A 25,410-nucleotide genomic window follows, 5' to 3' on the forward strand; every position below is an offset into this window, starting at 1 on the left:
CCCGCCAGTATACCTTGCGCAGCCACCGAAGACGCCGTCGCAAGGGGGGGCAACTGCCGTCGTAGCCGATCAGCGCCTGCGTTTCGCTTATGGCCGGTGCTCAGCACTGCCGCATCGGCCAGCAGATCCACGCGCAGCTGCAGATGCGTGCGCAGCAAGTCGCCCAGCGCGGGCGCCAGCAGGTGGGCTGCGATGCCCTCGGGCGCCGTCAGCCGCACCTTGCCGCTGGTAATGGCATGCCTGCCCGCAGCGGCGCCGGCTGGCGCGCCGGCCTAGCCTTCGGCCAGCTCGCCCATCTGGCGCGCGGTGGCCAGCACCTGTTCGCCGCGCGCGGTCGGTGCGACGGCGCCCTGGTGCTCTTCTAGCCGCTGCATGCGGCGCACCGCGGTGGCGCGTCTGAGCTTCAGCGCGGCAGCGGCCGCGACTAGGAGCGCGCCTGCGCCAGCGTGGACAGGGTGTACAGGTCATCCCAGGACTAGGGCTTTTTTTTAACGGCGCCGTCAAATTTTTTGCCTGGCGTGTTCAGGGCTGGCCTTTCCCTACTGGCTCATCGGATAAGGAGCTGGTGCGCGATATCACGCACCAGCTGGCGGACGGCGCGTTGCGGCACGCGCCGCAGGCCACGTTTGCGCCGGAGCAGGCGGCCGAGGCGCACGAACACGTGGAGGCGGGCCGCATCGGCAAGGCGCTGCTGAAGATGGGGGGCTAGCGCACCGTTTCTACTTCGGCGGTGAACAGGTAGCCGGCGCCGCGCTCGGTGAGGATGAGGGCCGGGCCGCCGTCCGGTTCCAGCTTCTTGCGCAGGCGGCCCACCTGCACGTCGATGGCGCGGTCGTACACTTCGTCGTTGTGCAGGCGCGACATGTCCAGCAGCTGCTCGCGTGACAGCACGCGTTGCGGCGCGGCCAGGAAGGCGGCCAGCAGGTTGAATTCGTTGTTGGTGAGCCCGACGTCGGCGCCGGCCGGCGTGCTCAGGCGGCGCAGGCGCACGTTCAGCACCCAGCCGGCGAAGCGGTAGGCGCGCACCCGCGCCAGGCCGTCGGCCACGGATTGCTGAGCGCGCGCGCGGCGCAGCAGGGCGCGGATGCGGGCCAGCAGCTCGCGCGGCGAAAAGGGCTTGGTCAGGTAGTCGTCTGCGCCCAGTTCCAGGCCCATCACGCGGTCCGCCTCGTCCTTGCGGCCGGTGAGCATGATGATGGGCAGGTTGGAGCGGTCGCGCAGGCGGCGCGCGATGTGCATGCCGTCCTCGCCGGGCAGCTTCAGGTCCAGGATCAGCAGGTCGATGACTTCCTCGGCCATCACGCGGTCCACTTCGCGGCCGTCGGGAAGGGCGGTGGTGCGGATGTCGTTATCGCCCAGGTAGTCGGCGATCATCTGGCGTACGCCCGCATCGTCGTCCACTACCAGCACGTGTGCTTCGCCTGACATGGAGGGTTATCCTGTTGAAAATCAGCCTGTTATCGAGACAAGATTGTAACAGGATAGTCACTATCCTCCCCTCGTGTCAGTTGACACATTTCAGCGCCGCGGCGGCATACTGTTGTTTTGACCGCAGTGCATAACTGTGACAAAGTTGAACTTCTGCCATCGACGCCATGGACCGTCCGACCGAAACCGAGCATGACATGCCCGCACGCCTTCTGGCCGGCGAAAAGCGCCTGCTGGAGATGATCGTGCGCGCCGAACCGTTGCCCGACATCCTGGATGCGTGCTGCCGCCTGTTTGACGAAGTGGCGGAGGATGCGGTGTGCTCGCTGCTGCTGATGGACGAGGGCGGCACGCTGCTGCGCCCGGGCGCGGCGCCCAACATGCCGCCCGAGTTCATGGTGGCGCTGGAAGGCTCGGCGCTGATCGGACCGGGCGAAGGCTCTTGCGGCGCCGCCGCCTGGCGCCGCGAGCCGGTGTTCGTGGCGGACATCGCCACCGACCCGCTGTGGGACAAGTACCGCCGCCTGCCCCTGGAACACGGCTTGCTGGCCTGCTGGTCCATGCCCATCCTGTCCAGTGGCGGCAAGGTGCTGGGCACGTTCGGCGTGTACTCACGCCACGCCTCGCTGCCCACCGCCCTGCAGCGCAGCGTGATGGCGCGCTTTTCCGACCTGGCCAGCATCGCCATCGAGCGCTGCACGTCCATCGTGGCCCTGCGCCGTTCCGAGGAGCGCTACGAGCTGGCGGTGAACGCGGCCGGCGACGGCCACACCGACTGGGTGGTGGCCACCGACACCTACTATGCCTCGCCGCGCTTCCTGGAGCTGTGCGGCATGCCGCCCGACACCGTGTTCGCCAACCGCGCCGATTTCACGGCCCGCTTCCCCTACCACCCGGAAGACTGGCAGCGCGTCATCGACCAGCTGGCCGAACACTTTGCCGGCAACACCATCCGCCTGCAGCTGGAACTGCGCATCATCGTGCGCGGCGAGGTGCGCTGGCAGAAGCTGACCGGCCTGTGCTCGCGCGACGAGCAGGGGCGCCTGGTGCGCTGGAACGCCGCCACCACCGACGTGACCGACCGCGTGCGCAGCGAAACGGCGCTGCGCGCCTCCGAGCAGCGCTATGCGCTGGCCATGAGCGCAGCCGGAGAGGGCCACTGGGACTGGGACATCCAGAAGGACGAGTTCTACGGCTCGCCGCGCATGATGGAGCTATACGGCTTCCCGCCGGACACGGTGTTCGCCGGGCGCGCCGATTTCCTGGCGCGCTTCCCCTTCCATCCGGAGGACAAGCCGAAGTGGGCGCAGGCGGTGACCGAGCATTTCGCCGGCCGCAGCGCGCGCTTTGACCTCGAGATCCGCATGCTGCCGCGCGGCGAGCTGCGCTGGATACACCTGACCGGCATGTGCCAGCGCGACGCGTCCGGCACGCCGGTGCGCTGGAGCGGGGCGGTCAGCGACGTCACCGAACGGCGCCGCCTGGAGGAACAGCTGCGGCTGGCGCAGCGCATGGAGGCCATGGGCACGCTGGCCGGCGGCATCGCGCACGACTTCAACAACATCCTGGCCACGATACTGGGCTACGGCGAAATGGCGCTGCGCGACGCGCCCGAAGGCAGCCGCCTTCGGCGCGACGTGGCGCAGATCGTGGCGGCCGGGGAGCGCGGGCGCGCGCTGGTGGACCGCATCCTGGCGTTCAGCCGCAGCGGCATGGGCGAACGCGTGCAGGTCCATGTGGAGTCGGTGGCGCGCGAGGCGCTGGACCAGCTGGCGCCCAAGCTGCCGCCGGGCGTGCAAGTGAGCGCCCGCTTGCAGGCCGGGCGGGCCGCCATGCTGGGCGACTGCACCCAGGTGCATCAGGTGCTGAGCAACCTGATGCTGAACGGCGTGCAGGCGATGGAAGGCGGCGGCGTGCTGCGGGTGGCGCTGGAGACGCGCAGCTTCGGCGCGCAGGCGCTGGCCACCGTCGGCAGCATCGCGGCGGCCGACTACATCGTGCTCACCGTCAGCGACGACGGCGCGGGCATCCCGCCCGCACTGCTGGGACGTATTTTCGATCCCTTCTTCACCACCAAGGAAGTGGGCGTGGGCACCGGGCTGGGATTGTCGATGGTGCACGCCATCGTCACGGAACTGGGCGGCGCCATCAGCGTGGCCAGCACCGAGGGCAAAGGCAGCACTTTCACGGTCTACCTGCCGCGCTTCGGAGAGGTGGCGGCCGGCGGCAGCGCGTCCGCGCAACCCGAGGCGCCGCGCGGCCAGGGCCAGCGCGTGCTGGTGGTAGACGACGAGGAAGCGCTGGCGCGGCTGGCCGGCGCCATGCTGGACGACCTGGGCTACGCGCACGCCGTCTTCACATCGCCGGCCCAGGCGCTGGCCGCGTTCTCGGCGGCGCCGGAACGGTATGACGCGGTGATCACCGACGAACGCATGCCCGGCATGACCGGCTCCGAACTGATACGCGCGCTGCGCGGCATCCGCGCCGGCGTCCCCATCGTGCTCGCCAGCGGCTACGTGGGCGCGGCGCTGGCGCACCAGGGTGGTGCAGGCGGCGTGCTGCGCAAGCCGTATTCGATGATGGAACTGGCGCAGGCGCTGGCGCAGATATTCGGGCCGCATGTCAATTGACACAATTGGAGGGAATCGCGTCATGCGAGGGACACGCGCTGCTGGCATACTGCCAGTTTGAATTACGTTTCGCGTCATAAGAGGACAGTATGTTTTACGACGCTACAGAAGCTGGTGAGCTGGTGTTGGCCTTCAATTCGTTCCGGTTTTTCCCGGCCCGCCGCATGCTCTACGAAGAAGACCGCCCGCTGCGTCTGGGCAGCCGCGCTATCGACATCCTGCACGTGCTGCTGGAACGGGCCGGCGAAACCGTTACCAAGGACCAGTTGATCGCGCGCGCCTGGCCCAACACCGTGGTCGAGGAGGGCAACCTGCGCGTGCACGTGGCCGCGCTGCGCAAGATGCTGGGCGAGCGCCACATCGAGAACGTGGTCGGGCGCGGCTACTGCTTCATCACGCCCGTGGTGCGCAGTGAAGGCGTGGGCGCCGCCCCGCTGGCCGGGGCCCCGGCCGGCGCCCCGGCCAGCACCGTCTACCTTCCGCAAAGCGACGGCTTGCCGCCGTGCGCCACGCGCATCTTCGGCCGCGAACAGACGGTGGCGGCGCTGGGGCGGCAATTGTCCGAACGGCGCTTCGTCACCATCGTGGGCACCGGTGGCATGGGCAAGACCACGGCCGCGCTGGCGGCCGCCGAGAGCATGCAGACCCACTGGCGCCAGGGCACGGTGTTCGTCGACCTGGCCTCGCTGACGGATGCGCGGCAGGTGCCGCTGGCGGTGGCCGCCGCACTGGTGATGGAACGTCCCGAGACTATGAGCGCGGCCGCCATCGTCGCCGCGCTGCACAGCCACCACCTGCTGCTGATACTCGACAGCTGCGAGCACGTGCTGGAAGCTGTGTCGCTGCTGGCTGAACAGATACTGCACGGCGCGCCCGGCGTGCGTCTGCTGGCCACCAGCCGGGAGCCGTTGCGCGCCGAAGGCGAATGGGTGCACCGGCTGCCGGCGCTGGACCTGCCGCCGGAGCCGGCGCCGGACGCGCCGCCGCTGACCATGGCGCAAGCCATGGCTTACCCGTCAGTGCAGCTGTTCGCCGAGCGCGTGCAGGCCAGTGCCTCCGGCCTGGAGCTGAGCGACCGGGAAGCGCCCCAGATTGCCGACATCTGCCGCCGCCTGGACGGCATCCCGCTGGCGATCGAGCTGGCTGCGGCGCGTGTCGAACTGCTGGGCATACGCGGCCTGGTGGCGCGTCTGGACGACTGCTGCTATCTGCTCAAGGGCGGGCGCCGCACGGCCAAGGTGCGGCACCGCACGCTGGAAGCCACGCTGGACTGGAGCTACGCCTTGCTGGGCGAGCGCGAGCGCAAGATGCTGCACCGGCTGTCGGTATTCCGGCGCCGCTTCTCGCTGGAGGAAGCGCTCTCCATCGGGGCCGACGACAGGGCGGGGATGGAGGACGCGATGGACGCGCTATCGAGCCTGGTGAGCAAATCGATGCTGGCCACCGTGGCCGACACCGGCGCGGCGCGCTACCGCATGCTCGAAACCACGCGCAGCTACGCGGCTGCCAAGCTGGCCGAAAGCGGCGAGCATGATGTGATCCTGGCGCACTACGTGGCGCTCAGCGGCCCACCGCAGTGAAGCGCCGCAGTAAAGCGCCGCAGTAAAGCGCTGCAGTAAGCGCCGCCGCCGGGGTGCCGCGTGCGCGCACGCTGCAGCTTAAGCGCCGCGCGCCGCCAGCAAGCGCGCCCAGGCGGGCACCGCGCCGCGCCAGAATCCTTCCACGCTGCCGGCCTGCACGTCCAGGCCGAGGAAGCGCGCCGCCGGCAGCAGCGCCGACTGCAGCAGCTGCTCCACCGGCGCGCCGTTGTCGAAGGCTTGCGCGCCGGTTTGCTTGGACAGCTTCTCGCCGTCCGCGTTCGCGACCACGGGCACGTGCAGATACCTCGGCTGCGGCAATCCCAGCAGCTCCTGCAGGTAGAGCTGGCGCGGCGTTGAGTCGAGCAAGTCCGCGCCGCGCACGATGTCCGTAATGCCTTGCGCGCCGTCGTCCACCACCACCGCCAGCTGGTAGGCCCAGAAGCCGTCGGCGCGGCGTATCACGAAGTCGCCCACCTCGGCCGTCAGGTCCTGGCACACCTCGCCGTGCCAGCGGTCGTGGAAGCAGATCACGCGGTGCGGCGCTTGCGGCGTGCGCAGGCGCACGGCGCGCGCGGCCTTGCCCGGCGCCAGGCCGTTGCGGCAGGTGCCCGGGTACACCAGCGCCGACGAGGCATGCCCCAGGCGCACCTGCGAATCCTGGATCTCCTTGCGCGAGCAGGCGCAGGGATAGACCGCGCCCGCGTCGCCCAGCTGGGCCAGCGCCGCCTCGTACAAATCCGTGCGCAGGGTTTGCCACGTCACCTCGCCGTCCCATTGCATGCCGCAGCGCTGCAGCGAGGCCAGGATGTGCTGGTCCACGCCGGCCACGTTGCGGTCGCGGTCCAGGTCCTCGATGCGCACCAGCCACTGGCCCTGGTGAACCTTGGCGTCCAGATAACTGGCCATGGCGGCCACCAGCGAACCGAGGTGCAGGGGGCCGGTGGGAGAGGGCGCGAAACGGCCGATGTAGGGAGGGCGTGCTGACGTCATATGAAAAGTATCCCCGACCGGCGCGGTGCGCGTCAACCGCCGCTTGCTGCAGCGCGCAATGGACTGGCGGAAAAGTTCGCATACAATGCTCGGCGCGGCGATGTGGCCGCCTTCACGACACCATAAAGACACCATGCAGAAACTGTTCCCGTCCGTCCTCGCCGCCGCCATCTCCGCATCGATGGCACTGTCCTTCCCGGCCCATGCCGCCGCCCCCAAAGCCGCTCAGCAAAAGCAGCCCAAAGTACAGGAAGCGCCGTTGCGCGCGCACCTGGCCTTCCTGGCCAGCGACCTGCTGGAAGGGCGCGGCACCGGCCAGCGCGGCGGCGACCTGACGGTGGCCTACCTGGAAACGCAGGCGCTGGCGGCAGGCCTGAAGCCGGTGGCGGGCAAGAGCTACCGCCAGGCGGTGCAGATCGCCGGCGTGAAATCGCTGCCGGCGGAAAGCTCGCTGCGCCTGGAAGCCGACGGCGCCGCGCTGCCGCTTGCCTATGGTAAGGACTGGGTATGGGCGCCGGGCGACGCGCAAGCTGCGCACACGCTGGACGCGGAACTGGTCTTCGTCGGCTACGGCACGACTGCGCCGGAAGAAGGCTGGAACGACTACAAGGGCCAGGACCTGAAGGGCAAAGTACTGGTGATGATGGTGAACGATCCGCAGCCGACCGCAGAGCAGCCCAACCGTTTCGGCGGCAAGGCGCTGACTTACTACGGCCGCTGGACTTACAAATTCGAGGAAGCCGCGCGCCAGGGCGCCGCCGGCGTGCTGCTGATCCACACCACGCCAAGCGCCTCTTACGGCTGGAGCGTGATCCAGAACAGCTGGGACAACGTGGAACGCTTCCAGCTGGCGCAAGGCGACGCCGGCACCGGCCTGCAAGGCTGGCTGACCGACGACGCGGCGCGCGCCCTGTTCAAGGCGGGCGGCCAGGACCTGGACGCGCTGCGCGCCGCCGCCGAAAGCAAGGACTTCCAGCCGGTACCGCTGAAAGCCAAGGTGGCGGGCGACATGAAGGCCGCCGTGCGCCGCATCGAGCAATTCAATGTGGCGGGCATGGTGCCGGGCACCGATCCCAAGCTGAAGGACGAGGTGGTGATCTACAGCGCGCACTGGGACCACCTGGGCAAGCAGGGCACGGAAGGCGACACGATCTTCAACGGCGCCATCGACAACGCCTCCGGCAGCGCGGCGCTGCTGGCCATGGCGAAGGAAGCCTCGCAGAATCCCGCCAGGCGCAGCCAGATGTTCCTGTGGGTGGCGGCCGAGGAACAGGGCCTGCTGGGCAGCTCGGCCTACGCCAGCGCACCGCTGTGGCCATTAGCCAAGACCGCCGCCAACCTGAACCTGGACAGCCTGAACTTCATCGCCGTCACGCGCGACATCGGCGCGGCGGGCAGCGAACGCACGGAGCTGGGCAAGATGGCGGAAGCGACGGCCAAGGCCATGCACATGGTGATTTCGGAAGCCAAGCCGGACCTGAGCGGCGGCTACTTCCGCAGCGACCATTTTAGCTTCGCCAAGATGGGCGTGCCGGCATTCTCCATCACCGGCGGGCGCGACTACCTGGGCGACAAGGCCGCAGCCAAGGCCAAGGCCGAGGGCTACAGCAAGCGCTACCACCAGGCCTCGGACGAATACGATCCATCGTGGAACATGGCCGGCATGGTGCAGCACGCGCAGTTCGCGCTGAACCTGGGCCGCATGGTGGCCGACGCGCCCAGGATGCCCGAGTGGAAAGCCGGCGACGCCTTCGGCAAGGCCCGCGCCAAGTAAGCGCAGAGGGCTTTGGTTGCTGGTCACTCACTCTGAAAGGAACGCGATCTCATTTTCCCGGCCTATGCTGCAGAGTGATTCATAAAGTCGAAAGGCGGCGTACTTGCGCCGCTCGTCTGGCGTGACGCGGCCTGCAAGTCTTGGGGCCGGCTCCCCTTCGGACTGAATGCGGAATTGCGAGAAATCGGCATGAACCCATTGCAAGGCGTACCTCATATCGTGTTTCAGGCGGTCCACCAAGGTGAACCCCAGTCCCGACTTCGCATCGGCCGCCTTGCGCAGCAAGGCATCGACACTTGGGAATCCAGCCGGAATATCTGAGACGACAAACTGCACCAGCAGCTGTACCAGATTTCGCACCTTGTCTATTTGAGCATCCGCATCGATTTCATACGCCCTAGTTTCCGCCCGGTGCAGGACGTCCTTCTGGACATCTTCCAGCGGCCGCCCAGTAAATGGAATCCCGAACTGACCGGCGAACATGTGCAGATCTTTCGGCCCGCCATACCAGTCACTGGGGTCAAAGTTCCAGCTCTGCACCCGTTGAAGGTACTTCTGGACTTCCAGTCGCCCAAGGAAGTGTGCAGACAGATGCACGTACTTTTGAATCGCGCCAAACAACTCAACATAGCAATACAAGTCTGGGCCGTCGGAAAACAGGAAGAGCTGGTGATTCGGATACCAGTCTTCGTGACGGAACTTCCCAGTCTCATACAATTTTTCCTCGTTCGTTGTTGGATAGTATTGCACCACTGCTGACCGAAGCTTTTCTTCTTCACAGCGGTCGATCAGGTCTGCCTTGAATCCGCGCAGACTTGAAAAGTCTACCCCGCAGTGCAAAGCATATTCGATCGCGATCTTTGCTACGCCACGCAGCACTACCGTACTTTCGTGATTGATTCTTAGCGAACCCTGCACCAGGAACTGCGTCATATCACTTTCAAGGACCACTTCATAGCCTTGCGCTTTAAGCTTGCTCAGCTCAGGATTCCGCATAAAGACTTTCGCCTTCTTGGGCACCGAACAGCAGACGCTCACTCTGCGTTCTTCCTCGTTAACGAAGTAGATAGGGCGGTCCGGGATCACGGTGAAATCGCTGTTCAACGAGTAAGTGGGAGCTTTCCCTCCGCCCTGTGGCATCACGCGGGAGATGACTTCGATCGCCGCCTTTTTTGATACCCCTCGATCCCGCGAGATCCCATGCAGGACGGAGAAAACCTGAAGGTGGTCATTGAACGGAGTATCGATACTATCGGCCAGGTCGACACCACAGCCTTCGCAAAGGAATTCATACGAAGTCAGCCTGCCTCCGATTGCATTCGGAATAACATGTTCTTCGTGGCGCTTGATCTCTTCTCCATCAAAAGGGTTTTCGCAGACATAGCAAATATTCATATGTTGTGGGCTTCGATGGAGTGGGTGAAATTGCGTTTTACTGTTGACAGGCCGAACTTGTCAAGCCGCCGTCATGCCGGGTTTGATCTTGCCTTCCAGTCCGCTGTATGATTTCGCGTTGCGCGTCGACTAAGAACGCGTTTGAATGGAGATGATATTGACTGCCACGCGCCTGACTTCCCTCGACGCATTCCGCGGCTTTACCATTGCCAGCATGCTGCTGGTGAATAATCCGGGCGACTGGAGCAATCTGTACTCGCAGCTCGCGCACGCGCACTGGAACGGCTGGACCTTCACCGACTGGATCTTCCCCTTCTTCCTGTTCATCGGCGGCATCTCGATGGCGTTCTCGCTGGGCCGCGCGGCCGATGCGGGCGCGGACAAGGGTGCCTTGCTGCGCAAGCTGTTCAAGCGCGCGCTGCTGATTTTCCTGATCGGCTTCCTGCTCAACTACATCCCGCGCTTCGACTTGTCCAGCGTACGTATTCCCGGCGTATTGCAGCGCATCGCGCTATGCACCATGCTGGCCGCGCCGCTGGTGGTGTACTTCAACTGGCGCCAGCTCATCGCTTGGATCGTTGGCCTGCTGGCCTTCTACAGCGCGGTGATGCTGCTGGTGCCTGTGCCGGACGTGAACGGCGTGGTCGGCGCCGGCGTGCTGGAGCCCGGTCGCGACTTCGGCGCTTGGCTGGACCGCCAGTTCCTGAGCGGCCATATGTGGGTGCAGTCGAAAACGTGGGACCCGGAAGGCCTGTTCACCACCATCCCCGCGCTGTGCAGCCAGCTGATCGGCGTGCTGGCCGGGCGCTGGCTGATGTCCGGTGTGGAGCGCGCCGCGAAGACGGCGTGGATGATGGTGGCCGGCCTGGCGCTGCTGCTGGTGGGCGCCATGCTGGACGTGGTGCTCATGCCGATCAATAAGAGCTTGTGGACCACGTCCTACTGCCTGTTTATCAGCGGCTGGGCACTGCTGATGTTCTCGGTGTTCTACTGGCTGCTGGACGCCGCGCCCTCGCAGAAGCTGCGCCTGCGCGCGCAGGACGCCTCCACATTCTTCATCATCTACGGCATGAACGCGCTGTTCATCTTCGCCCTGTCCGGCCTGGTGGCCAAGATGCTGGGCTTCATCAAGTTCGCGCAGGAGGACGGTACGCAGCGCTCGCTGGGCGCCATGCTGTACGCGCCCATCAAGGCGCTGCCCTTGCAGCCGCAGGCCGCCTCGCTGCTGCACGCGCTGCTGTTCAACGCTGCCATGTTCGCCGTTGCCTGGTTCATGTGGCGCCGCCGCTGGTTCGTGAAGGTGTAAGGGCGCCCGCGCTATCTGGCTTCCCGGCGCTGGGCCTCGCCGCGCAGCGCTTCCAGTGTGGCGGGCAGGCTGCGCTTGCTCATCATGTTGACGATCCAGCCCAGGCCGAAGGGCACCGGGCCGGGATCGGCGTAGACGAAGTATTCCACTACCGAGGCGGCCTCGTTGGCGGGCTGCTGGGTGAATTTCCAGTAGCCGCTGGTGTCGCCTATGGTGTCTTCCGTTTTCAGGTCGTCGCGCGGGACCAGCTTCCATGACAGCTGGCAGCTGGCGGCGCCGGCTTGCGCATCCAGCTGCAGCCGGTAGCGTTTTACTTTGCCCAGCGGCAGATCCAGCGTCATGTCGACCAGCGCCTGGCCGGGCGCCGGCGTGGCCACCACCACGGCGCTGCGCGTGTTGGGCATGTAGCGGCCGTAGGCGCCGTAGTCCTGCACGATGGCGCACAGCTTGTGCGGCGGGGCGTTCATCGCGGTAGTGGCGAGGAAGGTCTTGCCGGCTGCGGCGGTCTGTGGCATTTCGGACACCGTGACGGTTTCGCCGGACGCCGCGCGCGCCGGGAACGCCGGGAGCGCGGCAAGCAGTCCGGCCAGCAGGGCGGGCAGCCGGGTTGCACGGAGGACCGTGGGGGCGGCGGCGCGCATCAGTGACGCAACGCCAGCGAAATGACGGTGCCCGTCAGGTCGATCCCCTTGATGCTGATGCTGCCGAAGCTGGGGCCTTCCGAGCCGCGCACGCGGATGTTCTGGAAGCTGATCTCGCCGATGGAAGTCGGCAGGTTCAGGGTCAGCGTGCCGTCTTTGGCGATGGTGGCGGCGGCCTTGGTGGGATCGTAGACCACGTTCTTCATGGTGGTGTCCGATTCAAGGAAGCCCAGCACCGGATTGAGCGCCCTGGCCAGGTCGCCGATCACTTCCAGCCCGTTGTTGTTGATCTGCTGCTTCACGTGCTGCACCAGTTCGTCGTTCAGGCCCTGCGCGGAGGTGGCGCCGAGTTCCTCCTCCGACAGCGGCTGCATGCCGCCCAAAATGCCGGCGCTGCCCGAGCCGCCCTCGTTGCGCGGTAGCACCACGGGCGCCGTCACCGCCACGGCTGGCAGCGCGGTGGCGGCGTACGTTTCTAATGGCGCCAGCAGGGCCGTGACGACAGCGGCCGCCATGCGCAGGTGCCGCTGCTTGCGCAGCGCTTCCTGCACATGCTGCTGCGTGACCAGGTTCCATTCGGCGAAGATGTCGCCCAGGCGCTGGCCGGTGGCGCGCTGGTGTTCGATAGCCTGCGTCAGCTGTTCTTCCGAAATCAGCTTCTGCTTTACCAGCAGCTGGCCGAGCAGCGCTTTGTTGTGATCCTGTTTGAACCAGGCCATGCTGTGCTCCTTTCAGGCGGACTTCTCGCCGGGTGCGCGCGGCGGCGCGTGGTTGACGATATCGGACGGGGTCATGCCGAACCAGCGCTTGCAGGCGCGGTAGAAGGCGCTCGGCTCCGAGAAACCGAGCTGGAAGCTGAGCATCTTCAGCGACAGTTCGCCGGTGGACAGCGACTGCCGCGCCAGTTCGCGCCGGGTGTCGTCCACCAGCGTGGTGAAGCTGGTGCCTTCCTCTGCCAGCCGCCGCTGCAAGGTGCGCTCGCTCATCATCATGTGCGCGGCCACGTCCTCGCGGTGCGGCGGACCTTTCGGCAGCATCACCGCCACCATGGCTTGCACGCGCGCGGTGATGGTGGGCGGCTGCGCGTGCGCCAGGCTGGCCAGCACGCCGTTGCCGCCCCGGTAGTCGGGCAGCGCCGCCACCAGGTCGGTGTCGGCGAATTCCATCACATTGTGCGGCCGGTTGAAATACACTGGACAGCCAAAGGTCTGCGCATACAGCTCGGCGTTGGCCGGCTCCGGGAAGGCATATTCCACCAGCACCGGCGCGGCGTCGTCGCGGCCGGCCGCGCTGCGCAGGCTGCGCAGCAGCACGCACCAGACGAAGTCGTAGCGCTGCTGAGGCACCACGCGCTGCGAACCGGGCAGCACCAGGCCCACGCGGGTGTGGCCGTGGCAGCGCTCGATGGTGCTTTGCACCGTCGGCGATATCAGCATGATGTGGCCCATCACGCCCAGCCAGCCAAGGCGGTGGGGTGTGGACACTTTCAGGCCGATCAGCGGATCGCCGGAATGCTCCACCAGCAGCGACCACAGGTGGCTCAGCTTGTCGGACAGCGTCAGCGCGTCGCACGCCAGGCCGTCGCCTTCGTCCAGGCCGGCCTGCTGGAACAGCGCTTCCGCTTGAACGCCGGAGTGGGCCAGGCGCGACTTCACGCCGCGCACCAGATGCAGGGCAGATGAGTAAGCCATGCCGCCTCCTGCGCTCACGGCGTGACCGCGCTGCGCAGGCGCATGCCGATGCGCTGCTTCAGGTCCTGCAGTTTTGGGTTGATGACGGGGCCGGTGTCCGCCGCCACGCCTTCGCCCAGGCTTTTCTGCAGTTCGGGCAGCATCTTCTCGAACTTCTGCTTTACCGGCGATTCGAGGATGGCCACCATCTGCCGCAGCTCGTCCTCGGTGAAGCGTTCGGCCAGCAGCGGCGCCACTTTCGACGGTATCAGCTTTTGCGCGCTGGCGCGCACGGTGGGCGTGGCGTCGTCCATGAACTTCTGCGCTTCGCCGACGATCTCGGTCATGGCGGCGTCGCGCCGCTCGGCCGAAGCGCGGCCCTGCAGCATGGCGCGCGCCTGCGCCACGGCGTCGGTGACGGGCGCCTGCAGCATGGACTGGCCTATGCTGTCCATATGCCACAGCGACAGCATCTTGTCGATCAGCGCCTGCTTGGCGGGAGGAATGGGGGCGGCAGCCAGCGCAGGCACGCCCGCGCACAGGGCCATCATGAATACGGTGTGGCGTAGTACAGACATGATTGATCTCCTAAAAACGCTTGTTGAGATTGAATCCGACGTAGCGGACATGGATGTCGCCGGCCACATCGAGCCCGGCATAAGGGTTGTAGATCACATTGAGGAAGGTGTTGCAGTTCAAATTGCAGTCGCTGTTGGCAGGCGCGTTGAAGCGGCCCTTCATGTACGAGCCGGTCAGGGCCACGTCGATGTCCTTGTTGATCTTGTAGGCCACGCCTACGCCGAACAGCTTGGTGTCCGGCAGCGGCGCGATCAGGTCCAGCTTGTCCGCCGGGACCGAGGACTTGCGCGGCTCGTAGCCGAAGCGCAGCGTCAGCTTCTCGGTGGGGAACAGCTGCAGGCCGTAGCCGAAGTTGACCACGCTCTTATAACCGCGCGGGATCTTCAGCTTGCCCGAATCCGGTATGCCGTACAGGCGCGCCACTTCGAGCAGCTTGACGCTCTGGTCGAATTCGAACGTGAGCGCGTTCCAGTCGCCCCAGGTGGCGTAGCTGGCGTCCACGTTCAGCTGCACGTATTTGATGGGACGCAGCTTGATACCCAGCTGGACGTGGGTGGGGAAGGGGATGGTGGCGCTCAGGTTGCCCTTCTGCTGCACCGGGATTTCGCTGGGGAAGCCGAGCACCGCGCCGGCGATGGGGCCGAGCAGGCCGGAGTTCAAGCCCTTGATGAAGTTGCGCAGCATCGGCTCGGTGTTGAATTCGTAGGTGCCGGAGTAGCGCGTCTTGGCGCCGCCCTGGTAGACCGCGCCCAGCGCCAGCCATTTGTAGGGTTCCCACAACACGCCCACGTTGATGGTGGGGTCGAACGGCGCGGTCATTTGCAGGCGCATATTGGCGGCCTGCTTGAATGGATTGACCATGCCTTCCTTGCCGCCGCCGCACAGGCCGAAGCCGAAGGTGTCCAGGATGTTGCCGCCGCTTTCGGGGCACCAGCCCTGCTGCAGCTTGCCGAAGATGCCCAGCAATTCGTTGGGGAAGCGCATATGCGTGTCCACCACGAAGGCCGAGTGCGCGATGGGCACGGCCACGCCGAAGCTCAGCGTGTCCGAATACTTGTAGCCCACCGACGGCGAGGCATACACCAGGCGTTGCAGCTGGATCTGGCGGCCGTCGAAGCGGGCCGGGTCGTTGACGTCCTTGGTGCGGTCTATGCTGATGGCCTGCGCCATGTAGACGCCGGTGCCGAAAGTGAACTTCGATTCCGGCTTGTTGAACGCGAAGCCCATGCCGGGAATGACCACGCCCGGCAGGCGCCAGCCCGGCATGCCGTAGCCGGGAATATACATGGCCTGGCGTACCGGGCCGGTCTTGGCGCCGGCCAGCGGGTCCTGGGTCCAGCCGCCCACGTCGAAGCCGTCCGGCTGGTGGAAGCTGGCGGCGGTGCGGATCGAGGCGCCGAAGGCGTTGTGGCTTTCCATGTCGCCGCGTATGCGCGCCAGGCCGGCGGGATTGAAATGGATGGAGTCGATGCCCGGCGGGTCGGCCGTGACGGCGTTCCCCAGCGCCATGGCGGTGACGCTGGTGGTGAGGTTCTCGACCAGCGCGGCGCGTGCCGGCGTGCCGGCGGCAAAGGTGGCGCAGGCCAGCGCGGCCGCCGCGGCCATGGGAAGCGGCAGCGGGCGCAAGGTGGCGGGGGTGCGGCGCGGCATGTCAGAACGCCAGCGGCAGGTTCATGCCCACCGACAGATTGGGCGAATCGGGCGTGACGCCGATGCCCACCGACAGGTTGACCGTGGTCTTGGGCGACACGCGGTAGCCCAGCCCCAGGTTCAGCATGCCCGACGTCTGCATGCTGGTCTTGGCGTTCAGGCCGTCCGCGAAGCGCAGCTTGGAGCCGGCGGAAATCGCTTCCTGGAAGGAGATGGTGGTGGAGATGCCATAGGACAGGGCATAGGCGAAACCGATGCCGAAGCCCACGCTGTGGCCCGGCGCCACGCGCGTCAGCGTGCGCGTGCCGTTCAGCTGATACAGGTTCTTGGCGGGCAGGCTGGCCGTCACGCTCATGGAGCCGAACAGCGCCACCGGGTCGACGATCTTGTTGATGTTCAGGCCAGCCGAAAAGGCGGTAACGCCGCTGCCGGTGGCCTGGCCGCTGCCGGCGATGATCTTGAACGGGCTGCGGCCGCTGGGCAGGCGCACATTGCCGGTGACGGTCATGTTCGGCTGGTCGCGGCGCGCTTCCATCGGCTGCCAGCGCGCGCCCAGCGCGATGTCGCCGATGGAGTTGGACACGCCGCTGTGGCCCTTGGCTTCGGCATACTTGGAGATCAGCGGCAGCGTGATGTTGCCGGTCAGGTTGTTCAGCAGGCCGTAGTCGGCCGACAGCGTGTTGGTGATGGTGTGCGAGCTGACGTTCTCGATCTCGAACAGCGTGAAGCCGCCGGCGCCGATGTCGGTGACGATCTTTTCCTGCCCGATGTAGCTGTAGTTCAGGTCATAGCTCACCTGCACCTGGCCGCGCCGTATCAGGCTGTATTGCTTGTCGACGGCGGTCAGCGTCTGCTTGAGCAGGGCGCTCTGGTCGCCTTCGCCTTCCTTCTTGGCCAGCGCATCGCGCGCGGCGTCGGCGCTGGCAGGGGAGGTCTGTGCCAGCGCAGGCAGCGCAGCCGACAGGAATGCGGCTGCGAGCATGGCGGGCAGGGTACACACTTTCATGGGCAAGTCCTTAGCTAAGTGGGGGCGTTAATGTCGGTGCATCCAGGTGCCGGATACGCCGGAGTTGAGCGCCCGTTCAAGCAGCTGGGCGCTGTTGTTGATGCCGCCGAGGCGGCCACGGTTGGTAATGCGGTCCATATCGGTCACGCCCAGCTCCTGGTCGCTCAGGGCCAGCTGCGCCAGCGCCGGCTTGTCCTTGGGCGGCGACAGGATGAACAGCGTGTTCTTGTCCCACAGCGTGGCGAATTCCTCGACCGAGAAGGCGATGTTGCCGGCGGACGGATCGGCGATGTAGACCACGCCGTCGCGGATGCCGCGCAGCACCACGAAGTGCTTGGCGCCGGCGTAATCGATCGGTACGATGGCCGGCTCGGTGAGCGCCATCAGGTCCTTCACCTCGGCGCGGAAGCCGGCGCCGCTCACGCCCAGCGAGGCGGCGTAGCGCTTCATGTCCAGCAGCGAGAAGCCGCGCCGCTCGATGATCTTTTCCTTCTCGCCCTTCTCCAGCATGCCTTCCATGGCCTGCTGCTCGTTGACGTCCAGGCCGATGTGGTAGTTCAGGATGGTGACCAGCGCGGCCGAGCCGCAGCTGTAGTCGTAGGCCTGGCGCACGATGTGGCGGTACTTGAGCTGCGAATGCGGCTCCATCGCCACCGGCTGGCTATAGCTGCCGCCGCCCAGCAGCGCCTGCGGCATCTCGTATTGGCCTTGCGGACGGTCTTGCGGTTCGTGGCGCGACATCACGCCGGACCCGCCGATCAGGACGGCCACCACGCCGAGCAATATCATCAGCATGGCTGCACCGGTCCCTGGAGCGTCTGGCGCCCCGATTGCGATTTCTTCATGATTCCCATGTCTCCGTTACGAACGACCGTGCTTATTTTTGACGGTTCGCTGTTTGTCTTTTTTGTAATTTATTAACGCATGAAAGTTCCGCGGCGAGCAGCAAAAAAATTAGATTTGTTCCTCTAGGGTGCAGCGTCGAGCTTGGTGTTAAAGCATGCTAACGCAAGCAACATCGCTACAACACAGCGCTCACTCTGTGTGGCTCTCCAGGCCCTGCGGTTGGCTTTTTCGGTCAACACGTTGCGATGGACCGTTGTGCAGCGCGGCCCATATCATAAATTTAATTAATATTCGCACAATATTAAGAGCACCGCAGTGCATCCATCCCATACCAACCAAAACACTGGAGATACACATGAAACTGATCCAAACCGCTGTTGCAGCTGCCCTGGCTACCCTGGCTTTCTCGGCTTCCGCCATGACCCCGATCCAAGACGCTGAGCTGAGCGCCGTCACCGGCCAGGACGGCGTGTCGATCGCCGCCAACCTGAACGTGAAAATCGATTCCTTCGTCTACACCGACACGGACGCGGTCGACACCACCACCGGCCTGGGCGGCGGTTCGGTAAGCTTCAACGGCATCAAGGTCAACGGCCTGATCGCCGCCAGCATCGACATCCTGTCGAAAGCGTCCTTCCTGCAGGCGGCAGGCGCTGCCGGCGTGACCAACCCGGGCACCTTCTACAGCCCGGCCACCGGCGGCGACGTGGTGCAGATCGCCATCCCGGCCGACGTCCAAGTGGCGGCCGGCAAGCTGCTGAACGTATCGGTCGACGCCATCAAGATGGGCAACAACGCCGCTTCCTACGGTTCGATGGCCATGAACCAGATCGACCTGCGCGGCACCCAAGTCTGGATCTGGGCACACTAATCCCCGGCCATCCCGAGCAGCGGCGGACGCGCTACCCGCATGTCCGTCCGCCTGACCTCACCTTGCAGGAACTCCCATGACTCTCAAGCTCCTGGCGCGCCGCGCCGCTACCTTGCTGTGTTCTCTCGTTGCGCTGCACTGCCACGCGCAGATGCAGCCGCTGACGGAAGACGAGCTGTCGCGCACGCGCGGCCAGGGCCTGATCGCCATGAGCAACACCAGTCTGGGCGGCTATGACTTCTCGCGCATCGCACTCGATGCCGACGTCACGCTCAGCGCCAATTTCCGCAGCATGCGCCTGGGCGAATACAGCTACACGGCGCGCAACGGCCTGGGCGCCGATATCGACATGCCGCTGCTGCAGTTCGGCCGCAGCGACGGCAGCGAAGCGCAGCGCCTGGTGCATATCACCAATCCCTACATGGAGTTCGTCTACAAGCCCGGCGTGGACGGCGGCGCGCGCGAAGTGATCGGCATGCGGCTGGGCTTCGACGGCATCAGCGGCGACGTGGGCCTGAAGCTCAACAGCCTGTCCGGTTCGCTGCGCGTGGCCGCCAATGCGCCCGACGGCAGCGGCCTGCTGCTGGACTCGCGCACCGACGCGCTGGGTGGCAAGCGCTGGGACGGCGCCTGCGCTGCCCCCTGTCTGCCGATGGCGCAGCTGGGCGGCGTGACGGCCGGCGACGCATCCGGCCCGAGCCGCGATTTCTGGATCTCGATTCTGAAAACCGGCGTGCAGTTCGCCGCCCCCGCAGGCGGCACGGCGCCGGACGTGGCGCAAGCCGGCGTGTGGCTGAACTGGCGCGACAAGCTGACCGCGCTGTCCACCAACGGCATCGCGCCGCCCAACCTGCCGAAGGGGCGCTGAATGCTCGCCCTGGGTACCGGCCCGCGCGGCGCCGCCCGTGCTTGCGCGCTGCGGTGGGCAGGGCTGTGGGCAGCGCTGTGTGTGGCGCTGTGCGCCGGCGCCGCGCCCGCACACGCGATGGAGCCGCTGCCCGACGTTGCGCTGTCGGCCGTGCGCGGGCAGGACGGCGTGAGCTTCGACCTGTCCGGCTTCGCCATGAGCGGCGACGTGCGCGTGACCTACACCACGGCCAACGGCGCCAGCATCTACAAGGAAAAGCTGTCCGCATCGCGCAGCGACAGCAGCAACCAGTTCGCCGATCCCTACAAGCTCGACATCGTCTCCGGCGCGCCGGGACTGGCCGACGTGATCCAGCTGGCGTTCCCGTCCAACGCGCTGGGCGAGCAGAAATGGCAGCTGGCCTACGACTGGGGCGTGAATGCCGACGGCATGGCGCTGCACAACGGCAGCGTCGCCATCAGCGACCTGGCCTTGCGCGGCGGCGGCCTGCAATTCTCCACGCCGCAAGGCTACGACGGCATCGCTTTCGGCATGGGGCTGCGCATGGACATCGGCCAGCTCGCGTTCCGGCCCAACGGCCGCACCGACACGGACGAGCAGATGGCCCTGGGCGGCATCCGCATCGGTGCGGTGGACGCCGACGGCAACTTCACCAACCGCCCGTGGCAGCTGGCTGACGTGGCCGCGCAGCCGGGCGTGCTGAATGCGCTGAACGACGAAAGCGGCCCGCGCCTGCACATCGGCATCGGCTGGCCGGACGCGCGCAACGGCAGCGGCGCCGCGCCGGCGGGCGGCCTGCAGATCGACAACATCTCGTTCACGAGTCCCGGCAAGCCGGTGGTGGACCTGGGCTCCTCGCGCATCGGCTCGATGGAAATCCAATACCTCGACATTAAATTCCGCCGATGAAGAACGCCTTATTCCCATTGATGCTGTGCTGCGGCCTGGCGCAAGCCGCGCCGCCATTGCAGGCGCTGGACGACCAGGAGCTGGCGCAGGTATCGGCGCGCGACGGCATCGCGTTCGCGGCGCACATCGTCATCAACGACCCGACGCTGGTGGGCGCGGTGACGGACAGCCGCTTGTCATTGGGATTTGGAGGGGATGGCCCAAACCGCTACGTCGTCATCAAGAACGTGCGCGGCGTGATCGACATGTTCGGCGTCGGCCTGAGTATCGAGCGCAAGCCCGACGGCGGCGACTACGTAGCGCTGACCTTGCCCGGCTACGTCAAGTACACCAACTTCGGCTTCGAATCGCTCAGCGTGCAGAACGACCCGCAAGCGCCGGTGACCAGCAGCATGGGCAGCGTCAACATCAACGGCAGCCTGTGGATGCAGGGCCAGCTGCGCATCTGGGCGCACTAGCCCCAGCTGCCCACAGGCAGCCTGAGCCGCATTCGGGGTCTGACCCCGAATGCGGCTCAGCTTGCTACTTCGGGGGGCTTACTTGCCGCCTTCGTTGGCGTGTTCGCCGAGGATTTGCTTGGCGTAGCGCACGCCGATGCCGTAGGCGGAGTGGGCTTTGAAGATGTCCATGCAGCCGTCGTAGGTTTCGCCGCGCGCCCAGTCGCGCTGCAGTTCGCACATCCATTGCAGCGAGTTGGTCGGCGTGGCGCCGGCCTGGATCATGCGCTGCACGGCGCGCTCGTGCGCTTCCACCGTGGTGTCGCCGCAGGCGTCGGTCGGCACGAAGATTTCGTAGCCTTCAGCCAGCATTTGCAGCGTGGGGAAGGTCACGCATACTTCGGTCCACAGGCCGGCGATGATGACGCGCTTGCGGCCGGTGGCCTTGATCGCTGCCTTGAAGCCCTCGTCTTCCCACGAGTTCATCGAGGTGCGGTCGATCGGTTTCTGGTCCGGGAACACGGACTGGATTTCCGGGATCAGGTGGCCGCTGAAGGTTTCGGAGGCGATGGTGGTGAGGATGGTCGGCACGCCGAACAGCTTGGCGGTCTTGGCCAGGATCTGCGCATTGTGCAAGAGGGCGGTGCGTTCGTGCGACATGGTGCCGAACAGCATTTGCGGCTGGTGGTCGATCAGGGCCAGTACGCAGTCTTGCGGGTTGAGCAGGGTGTTGTAGGACATCGTTCTCTCCTTGAAAAGTAGGGGTGGCAAAGTACGTTCGCACTTTGCCAGCTTTGCCTTGTTCGCACGTCTGCTATAAGGACTGCCCTTGCTCTTGCTTAGGGGAGAGCGCTATTCCTTGCCGATAAACTCGGTGGCGTAGACCAGCGAGGCGATGAGCGGGAAGGCGAGCCCGGTCAGCAGCACGCCGTGCCAGCCGTGATGCGCATACATCCATGCGCCGAGCGAGGAACCGATGGCGCCGCCGCAGAAGAAGATGGCCATGTACAGGCCGTTCAGGCGGCTGCGCACTTCCTCGCCGAGCGCGAAGATGGCGCGCTGGCCGGTGACCAGACTGGCCGAGACGCCTGCGTCCAGCACGATGGAGGCGGCCACCAGCAATGCCAGGTCGAATACGCGCCCGCCGTGCAGCAGCAGCGGCGTGCCGAAGGCGATTACCGCGGCGGCCAGCGCCATGCCGGTGGTGGAGCGGCTCTTGCCGTGGTCGGCGCGGCGGCCGGCGTAGGGCGAGGCGATGGCGCCGGCCACGCCGGCCAGCGCGAAGATGGCGATGCCGGTTTGCGACAGGTTGAAGTAGGGCGTGGACAGCACCAGCGGCACCGTGGTCCAGAACAGGCTGAAGGCGCCGAACATGCAGGCCTGGTAGGCGGCGCGGCGGCGCAGGATGGGCGTGGCCTTGAGCAGCTTCCACAGCGAGGCCAGCAGCGCGCCGTAGCGCATGGCGGACACCGGCTGGCGCTTGGGCAGCTTGTAGTGCAGCAGCACCGCCAGCAGCGCGGTGCCGATGGAGGACAGCACGAAGATCGCGTGCCAGTTCAGCGCGTCGGTCACGAGGCTGGACACGGGCCGCGCCAGCATGATGCCCATCAGCAGGCCGGACACGACCTTGCCCACGGTCTGGCCGCGCGTGTGCGGCGGCGCCAGGTGGGACGCGAACGGCACTACCACTTGCGCGGCCACCGAGCCGAGGCCGATGCACAGCGCGGCGGCCAGGAACAGCCCGGCGTTGCTGGTGCTGGCGGCCACCATCAGCGCGGCCGAGGTGGCGCCCAGGCAGGTGACGATCAGGCGCCGGTTTTCCATCAAGTCGCCCAGCGGCACGATGAAGACCATGCCGAGGCAGTAGCCGATTTGCGTGAGCGTGACGATCAGGCCGGCCGCGCCTGCGGACAGGCCGGTGGCGCGGCTGATGGGGCCGACAAGCGGTTGCGCGTAGTACAGATTAGCGACGATGAGGCCGGTGGCGGTCGCCAGCAGCAGTACCATGCCGCGGGAAATCCCGGGCACGGCGAGGGTTTGGTTGGTGGTCAACGGGGACTCCTGGATGCGTACTACAAGTGCCGCGCCCTGCGTGTGGTAAAAGCGGGCGCAGCCGGACAAACATTGTAGTAGGGAATCCCGATCTCTGCAGGAAGGGGCCGGATATGGGAGGTATATCCGGCACTGCATGAGCTGCGCCTCAAAGCGTGCGCAGGAAGGCGGTGAGGTCGGCTTTTTCTTTGTCGCTGAGCCTGGTTTCCAGGATGAGGTTGAAGAATTCCACCGTGTCTTCCAGGGTCAGCAGGCGGCCGTCGTGCAAGTAGGGCGGGGATTCCTTGATGCCGCGCAGCGGGAAGGTCTTGATGGGACCGTCGGCCGTGGCCATCATGCCGTTGACGATCCGTGGCTTGTAGAAGCGCTCCGCCTTCAGGTTGTGCATCAGGTTGTCGGTGTAATAGGGCGCGGCGTGGCAGGTCGAGCACTGGGCCTTGCCGAAGAACAGCGCCTGGCCGCGCAGCTCGGCTTCGCTGGCTTTTTTCGGGTCGAGTTTGCCGTTGATGCCCAGCTTGGGCGCGGGCGGAAAGTCCAGCAGTTCCTGGAATTCGGCCATGAAGTGCACCTGGCTGCCGCGCTCGAGCGGGTTGATGCCTTTCTTGGTGGCGATCACCGGGTCGCCGTCGAAGTAGGCGGCACGCTGTTCGAACTCGGTGAAGTCTTCCACCGTCTTCAGCGCGCGCTGCGAGCCGAACAGGCGCTGGATGTTCACGCCGCGCAAGGTGGGCGTGTCGATGCGGTGGCGGAAGATCTGCGGGCGGATGTCGCCCACCAGATGGGTGGCGCCGTTGCTGTGGCCGTTGGAGTGGCAGTCCAGGCAGGCCACGCCGCGGCTGGGCCGCTCGGAGCGGCGGTCTTCGGTCTGGTTGAACTGCTGCTGCGGGAAGGGCGTGAGCAGCAGGCGCAGGCCTTCGAGCTGCTTGGGATTGAGCAGGCCGTTGAACATGCCGTGGAAGTTGTCGATGGTGAGCAGCTTGCCGCCGGAGACGTCGCCCAGGTCGGGCCGCGTGGTCAGGAAGATGGGCGCGGGGAACTCGGGCAGGAAATGGTCGGGCAGGTCGAAATCGAGGTCAAAGCGGGCCAGGTCGCGCTGCTCCTGGCGTTTAAGCTCGTCGATTTCAAAGTGCGGGAACAGCATGCCGCCTTCGGCGTGGTTGGGATGGGGCAGCGGCAGGAAGCCGGCCGGGAACAGGTCGCGCGCGCGGATCTCGTCGGGACTCAGTTCGGCCAGGCGCTGCCAGCTGGCGCCGGGCGGCAGCTTGACGCGCACGCCGCTTTGCACCGGCTTGCCGCGGAACATGGTGGCGCCGCTGGGGCGGTTGGCCAGGTCGTAGCGCTGGGCCAGCAGTTCGCGCTGGCGCTGCATCAGCCCTTCGCGCGCGGCCCGCATGCGCGCCAGCGTGACGCTGAAGTCTTCGGTGATGTCCACCTTCATGTAGCTGGTGGGGCGCTCGGCCGGCGGCGTGGGCGAGCCGGGCGGGGTTTGCTGCGCTTCGGGGGCGCGCGCGGCGGCGGCGAAGGCCGCCGCCGCGATGGCGGCTGCGGCGGCCAGGGTGGCGATGCGGATGGCGAAGGCGGCGACGGTGCTGCCCGTGGCGGTGGGTATCTTCATGGCACTCTCCTGCTGCTTGGCCGGGCGAGCTTGCCCTGTTCCAGTTAAGCAGGCAGGAGAGCTACAGCAATGCTTAAGGCGTGCGCGTTTGCGCAGGCTCAATCCGCTTGCGGAGGTCGGCCGTGATCTCGTACGAGCGCAGGCGCTTGCTGTGCTCGAAGATCTGCGAGGTGATCATCAGCTCGTCCGGCTGGGCGGTGTTGATGAAGCCTTGCAGCTGCGTGGCCACTGTCTCCGGCGAGCCGATTGCCGAGCACGACAGCACCGAATCCAGCATGGCGTTTTCCTGCTGGCCCAGGGTCTGGCGGTAGTTCGCCAGCGGCGGCGGCAGCTGCGACGGCCGGCCGGTGCGCAGGTTGACGAAGGCCTGTTGCATGGACGTGGCCAGCAGTTGCGCCTCTTCGTCCGTGTCTGCCGCAAACACGTTAAAGCCGAGCATCACGTAGGGCCGCTCCAGCTGCGCGGACGGCTTGAAATTGGCGCGGTACAGCGCCACCGCCTGCATCATTTGCGCCGGCGCGAAGTGGGAGGCGAACGCATAGGGCAGGCCGAGGTGCGCCGCCAGCTGCGCGCCGAACAGGCTGGACCCCAGTATCCACAGCGGCACCTTGGCGCCCTTGCCGGGTACGGCCAGCACGTGCTGGCGCGGCGCGTCGGACATGTAGTCCTGCAGCTCCAGCACGTCCTGCGGGAATTCGTCCGCGTCCGACGCCAGGCTGCGGCGCAGGGCGCGCGCCGTGGTCTGGTCGGAGCCGGGGGCGCGGCCCAGGCCCAGGTCGATGCGGCCCGGATGCAGCGCTTCGAGCGTGCCGAACTGCTCGGCGATCACCAGCGGCGAATGGTTCGGCAGCATGATGCCGCCGGCGCCTACGCGGATGGTGCTGGTGCCGGCCGCCACGTGCGCCATCACCACCGAGGTGGCGGCGCTGGCGATGCCCGGCATGCCGTGATGTTCCGCCAGCCAGTAGCGGTTGTAGCCCCAGCGTTCGCCGTGCTGCGCCAGGTCGAGCGTGTTGCGCAGCGAGGCGGAGGCATTGCTGCCCTGGGCGATGGGGGAGAGGTCGAGTATGGAAAATGGAGTCATGGCAGGGATATGGCGACGGCAAGCCGGGTTTCAATGAAGGCCCTGACGCGCTCATGGCCTTTCCGCTACACTTGCAAAA

23 protein-coding genes are annotated in these 25,410 nt (G+C 66.3%); 9 read left to right on the top strand and 14 right to left on the bottom strand.

Features of this window, described 5'->3' with window-relative positions:
* The first annotated feature begins 565 nt into the window (after positions 1-565).
* Positions 566-709 carry a hypothetical protein gene (locus ACFJI2_RS02585; protein WP_377703623.1) on the top strand — a complete coding sequence of 48 codons (144 nt, stop codon included), beginning with the start codon at positions 566-568 and terminating at the stop codon, positions 707-709.
* Here ACFJI2_RS02585 and ACFJI2_RS02590 read toward each other — a convergent pair.
* Positions 706-1,428: a response regulator gene (locus ACFJI2_RS02590; RefSeq protein ID WP_377703625.1), complete on the bottom strand. Its 723-nt coding sequence runs from the start codon at positions 1,426-1,428 to the stop codon at positions 706-708. The two genes, ACFJI2_RS02585 and ACFJI2_RS02590, sit on opposite strands and share 4 nt — an antisense overlap.
* A gap of 197 nt (positions 1,429-1,625) precedes the next feature.
* On the opposite strand from ACFJI2_RS02590, the gene ACFJI2_RS02595 reads away from it, so the two are divergent.
* On the top strand, positions 1,626-4,058 hold the full coding sequence (locus ACFJI2_RS02595) for an ATP-binding protein (RefSeq protein ID WP_377703626.1): 2,433 nt from the start codon (positions 1,626-1,628) through the stop codon (positions 4,056-4,058).
* 164 nt (positions 4,059-4,222) lie between these two features.
* Positions 4,223-5,638 (top strand): ATP-binding protein, encoded by a 1,416-nt coding sequence (locus tag ACFJI2_RS02600; protein WP_377703628.1) that lies wholly within the window; start codon positions 4,223-4,225, stop codon positions 5,636-5,638.
* 78 nt (positions 5,639-5,716) lie between these two features.
* Here the strand turns inward: ACFJI2_RS02600 and gluQRS are convergent, their stop codons facing one another.
* On the bottom strand, positions 5,717-6,628 hold the full coding sequence (gluQRS, locus tag ACFJI2_RS02605) for a tRNA glutamyl-Q(34) synthetase GluQRS (RefSeq protein ID WP_377703630.1): 912 nt from the start codon (positions 6,626-6,628) through the stop codon (positions 5,717-5,719).
* Positions 6,629-6,761: 133 nt separating this feature from the next.
* Between gluQRS and ACFJI2_RS02610 the strand changes: the two genes are divergently transcribed.
* A complete protein-coding gene (locus tag ACFJI2_RS02610; RefSeq protein WP_377703631.1) occupies positions 6,762-8,402 on the top strand; it encodes a M28 family peptidase in 1,641 nt (546 codons plus the stop codon).
* A gap of 27 nt (positions 8,403-8,429) precedes the next feature.
* Here the strand turns inward: ACFJI2_RS02610 and ACFJI2_RS02615 are convergent, their stop codons facing one another.
* Positions 8,430-9,797 carry an HNH endonuclease gene (locus tag ACFJI2_RS02615; protein ID WP_377703632.1) on the bottom strand — a complete coding sequence of 456 codons (1,368 nt, stop codon included), beginning with the start codon at positions 9,795-9,797 and terminating at the stop codon, positions 8,430-8,432.
* Positions 9,798-9,948: 151 nt separating this feature from the next.
* On the opposite strand from ACFJI2_RS02615, the gene ACFJI2_RS02620 reads away from it, so the two are divergent.
* Entirely contained in the window at positions 9,949-11,103 is a 1,155-nt protein-coding gene (locus ACFJI2_RS02620) for an acyltransferase family protein (RefSeq protein ID WP_377705790.1), read from the top strand.
* Between the two features lie 11 nt (positions 11,104-11,114).
* Here the strand turns inward: ACFJI2_RS02620 and ACFJI2_RS02625 are convergent, their stop codons facing one another.
* From ACFJI2_RS02625 to ACFJI2_RS02655, 7 genes are read right to left on the bottom strand one after another with little or no spacing between them, the layout of a single operon-like run.
* Complete coding sequence (locus ACFJI2_RS02625) at positions 11,115-11,744, bottom strand: hypothetical protein (RefSeq protein ID WP_377703633.1); 630 nt, start codon at positions 11,742-11,744, stop codon at positions 11,115-11,117.
* Positions 11,744-12,463 (bottom strand): hypothetical protein, encoded by a 720-nt coding sequence (locus ACFJI2_RS02630; protein WP_377703634.1) that lies wholly within the window; start codon positions 12,461-12,463, stop codon positions 11,744-11,746. Before ACFJI2_RS02630 ends, ACFJI2_RS02625 begins: the two co-directional genes overlap by 1 nt.
* 12 nt (positions 12,464-12,475) lie before the next feature.
* Positions 12,476-13,435 (bottom strand): AraC family transcriptional regulator ligand-binding domain-containing protein, encoded by a 960-nt coding sequence (locus tag ACFJI2_RS02635; RefSeq protein ID WP_377703635.1) that lies wholly within the window; start codon positions 13,433-13,435, stop codon positions 12,476-12,478.
* A gap of 14 nt (positions 13,436-13,449) precedes the next feature.
* Entirely contained in the window at positions 13,450-13,992 is a 543-nt protein-coding gene (locus ACFJI2_RS02640) for a DUF2059 domain-containing protein (RefSeq protein WP_377703636.1), read from the bottom strand.
* A 10-nt stretch (positions 13,993-14,002) separates the two neighbouring features.
* Complete coding sequence (locus ACFJI2_RS02645) at positions 14,003-15,643, bottom strand: OmpP1/FadL family transporter (RefSeq protein WP_377703637.1); 1,641 nt, start codon at positions 15,641-15,643, stop codon at positions 14,003-14,005.
* 1 nt (position 15,644) lies between these two features.
* Positions 15,645-16,649, bottom strand: coding sequence for a transporter (locus ACFJI2_RS02650; protein WP_377703638.1), 1,005 nt, complete (start codon positions 16,647-16,649; stop codon positions 15,645-15,647).
* A gap of 27 nt (positions 16,650-16,676) precedes the next feature.
* On the bottom strand, positions 16,677-17,444 hold the full coding sequence (locus ACFJI2_RS02655; RefSeq protein WP_377703639.1) for a C39 family peptidase: 768 nt from the start codon (positions 17,442-17,444) through the stop codon (positions 16,677-16,679).
* A gap of 406 nt (positions 17,445-17,850) precedes the next feature.
* Here ACFJI2_RS02655 and ACFJI2_RS02660 point away from each other — a divergent pair, with 406 nt between their 5' ends.
* From ACFJI2_RS02660 to ACFJI2_RS02675, 4 genes are all read left to right on the top strand, one after another.
* Positions 17,851-18,366, top strand: a complete 516-nt coding sequence (locus ACFJI2_RS02660; protein WP_028833804.1) for a DUF6160 family protein — start codon at positions 17,851-17,853, stop codon at positions 18,364-18,366.
* Positions 18,367-18,442: 76 nt separating this feature from the next.
* Complete coding sequence (locus ACFJI2_RS02665) at positions 18,443-19,234, top strand: hypothetical protein (RefSeq protein ID WP_377703640.1); 792 nt, start codon at positions 18,443-18,445, stop codon at positions 19,232-19,234.
* Complete coding sequence (locus tag ACFJI2_RS02670; RefSeq protein ID WP_377703641.1) at positions 19,235-20,143, top strand: DUF6160 family protein; 909 nt, start codon at positions 19,235-19,237, stop codon at positions 20,141-20,143. It abuts the gene before it with no gap.
* Complete coding sequence (locus tag ACFJI2_RS02675; protein ID WP_377703642.1) at positions 20,140-20,601, top strand: hypothetical protein; 462 nt, start codon at positions 20,140-20,142, stop codon at positions 20,599-20,601. The genes ACFJI2_RS02670 and ACFJI2_RS02675 overlap by 4 nt, the downstream gene beginning before the upstream one ends.
* Positions 20,602-20,679: 78 nt before the next feature.
* Here the strand turns inward: ACFJI2_RS02675 and ACFJI2_RS02680 are convergent, their stop codons facing one another.
* The 4 genes from ACFJI2_RS02680 to ACFJI2_RS02695 form a co-directional block, all read right to left on the bottom strand.
* On the bottom strand, positions 20,680-21,321 hold the full coding sequence (locus ACFJI2_RS02680; protein ID WP_028833831.1) for a hydrolase: 642 nt from the start codon (positions 21,319-21,321) through the stop codon (positions 20,680-20,682).
* Positions 21,322-21,432: 111 nt separating this feature from the next.
* Entirely contained in the window at positions 21,433-22,587 is a 1,155-nt protein-coding gene (locus ACFJI2_RS02685) for an MFS transporter (protein WP_377705791.1), read from the bottom strand.
* 193 nt (positions 22,588-22,780) lie between these two features.
* Positions 22,781-24,247 carry a hypothetical protein gene (locus ACFJI2_RS02690; RefSeq protein ID WP_377703643.1) on the bottom strand — a complete coding sequence of 489 codons (1,467 nt, stop codon included), beginning with the start codon at positions 24,245-24,247 and terminating at the stop codon, positions 22,781-22,783.
* Positions 24,248-24,320: 73 nt separating this feature from the next.
* On the bottom strand, positions 24,321-25,331 hold the full coding sequence (locus ACFJI2_RS02695; protein ID WP_377703644.1) for an LLM class flavin-dependent oxidoreductase: 1,011 nt from the start codon (positions 25,329-25,331) through the stop codon (positions 24,321-24,323).
* Positions 25,332-25,410 lie beyond the last annotated feature (79 nt).

Source organism: Pseudoduganella sp. UC29_71 (assembly GCF_042693265.1).
In the GTDB taxonomy this organism is placed as follows: domain Bacteria; phylum Pseudomonadota; class Gammaproteobacteria; order Burkholderiales; family Burkholderiaceae_D; genus Rugamonas.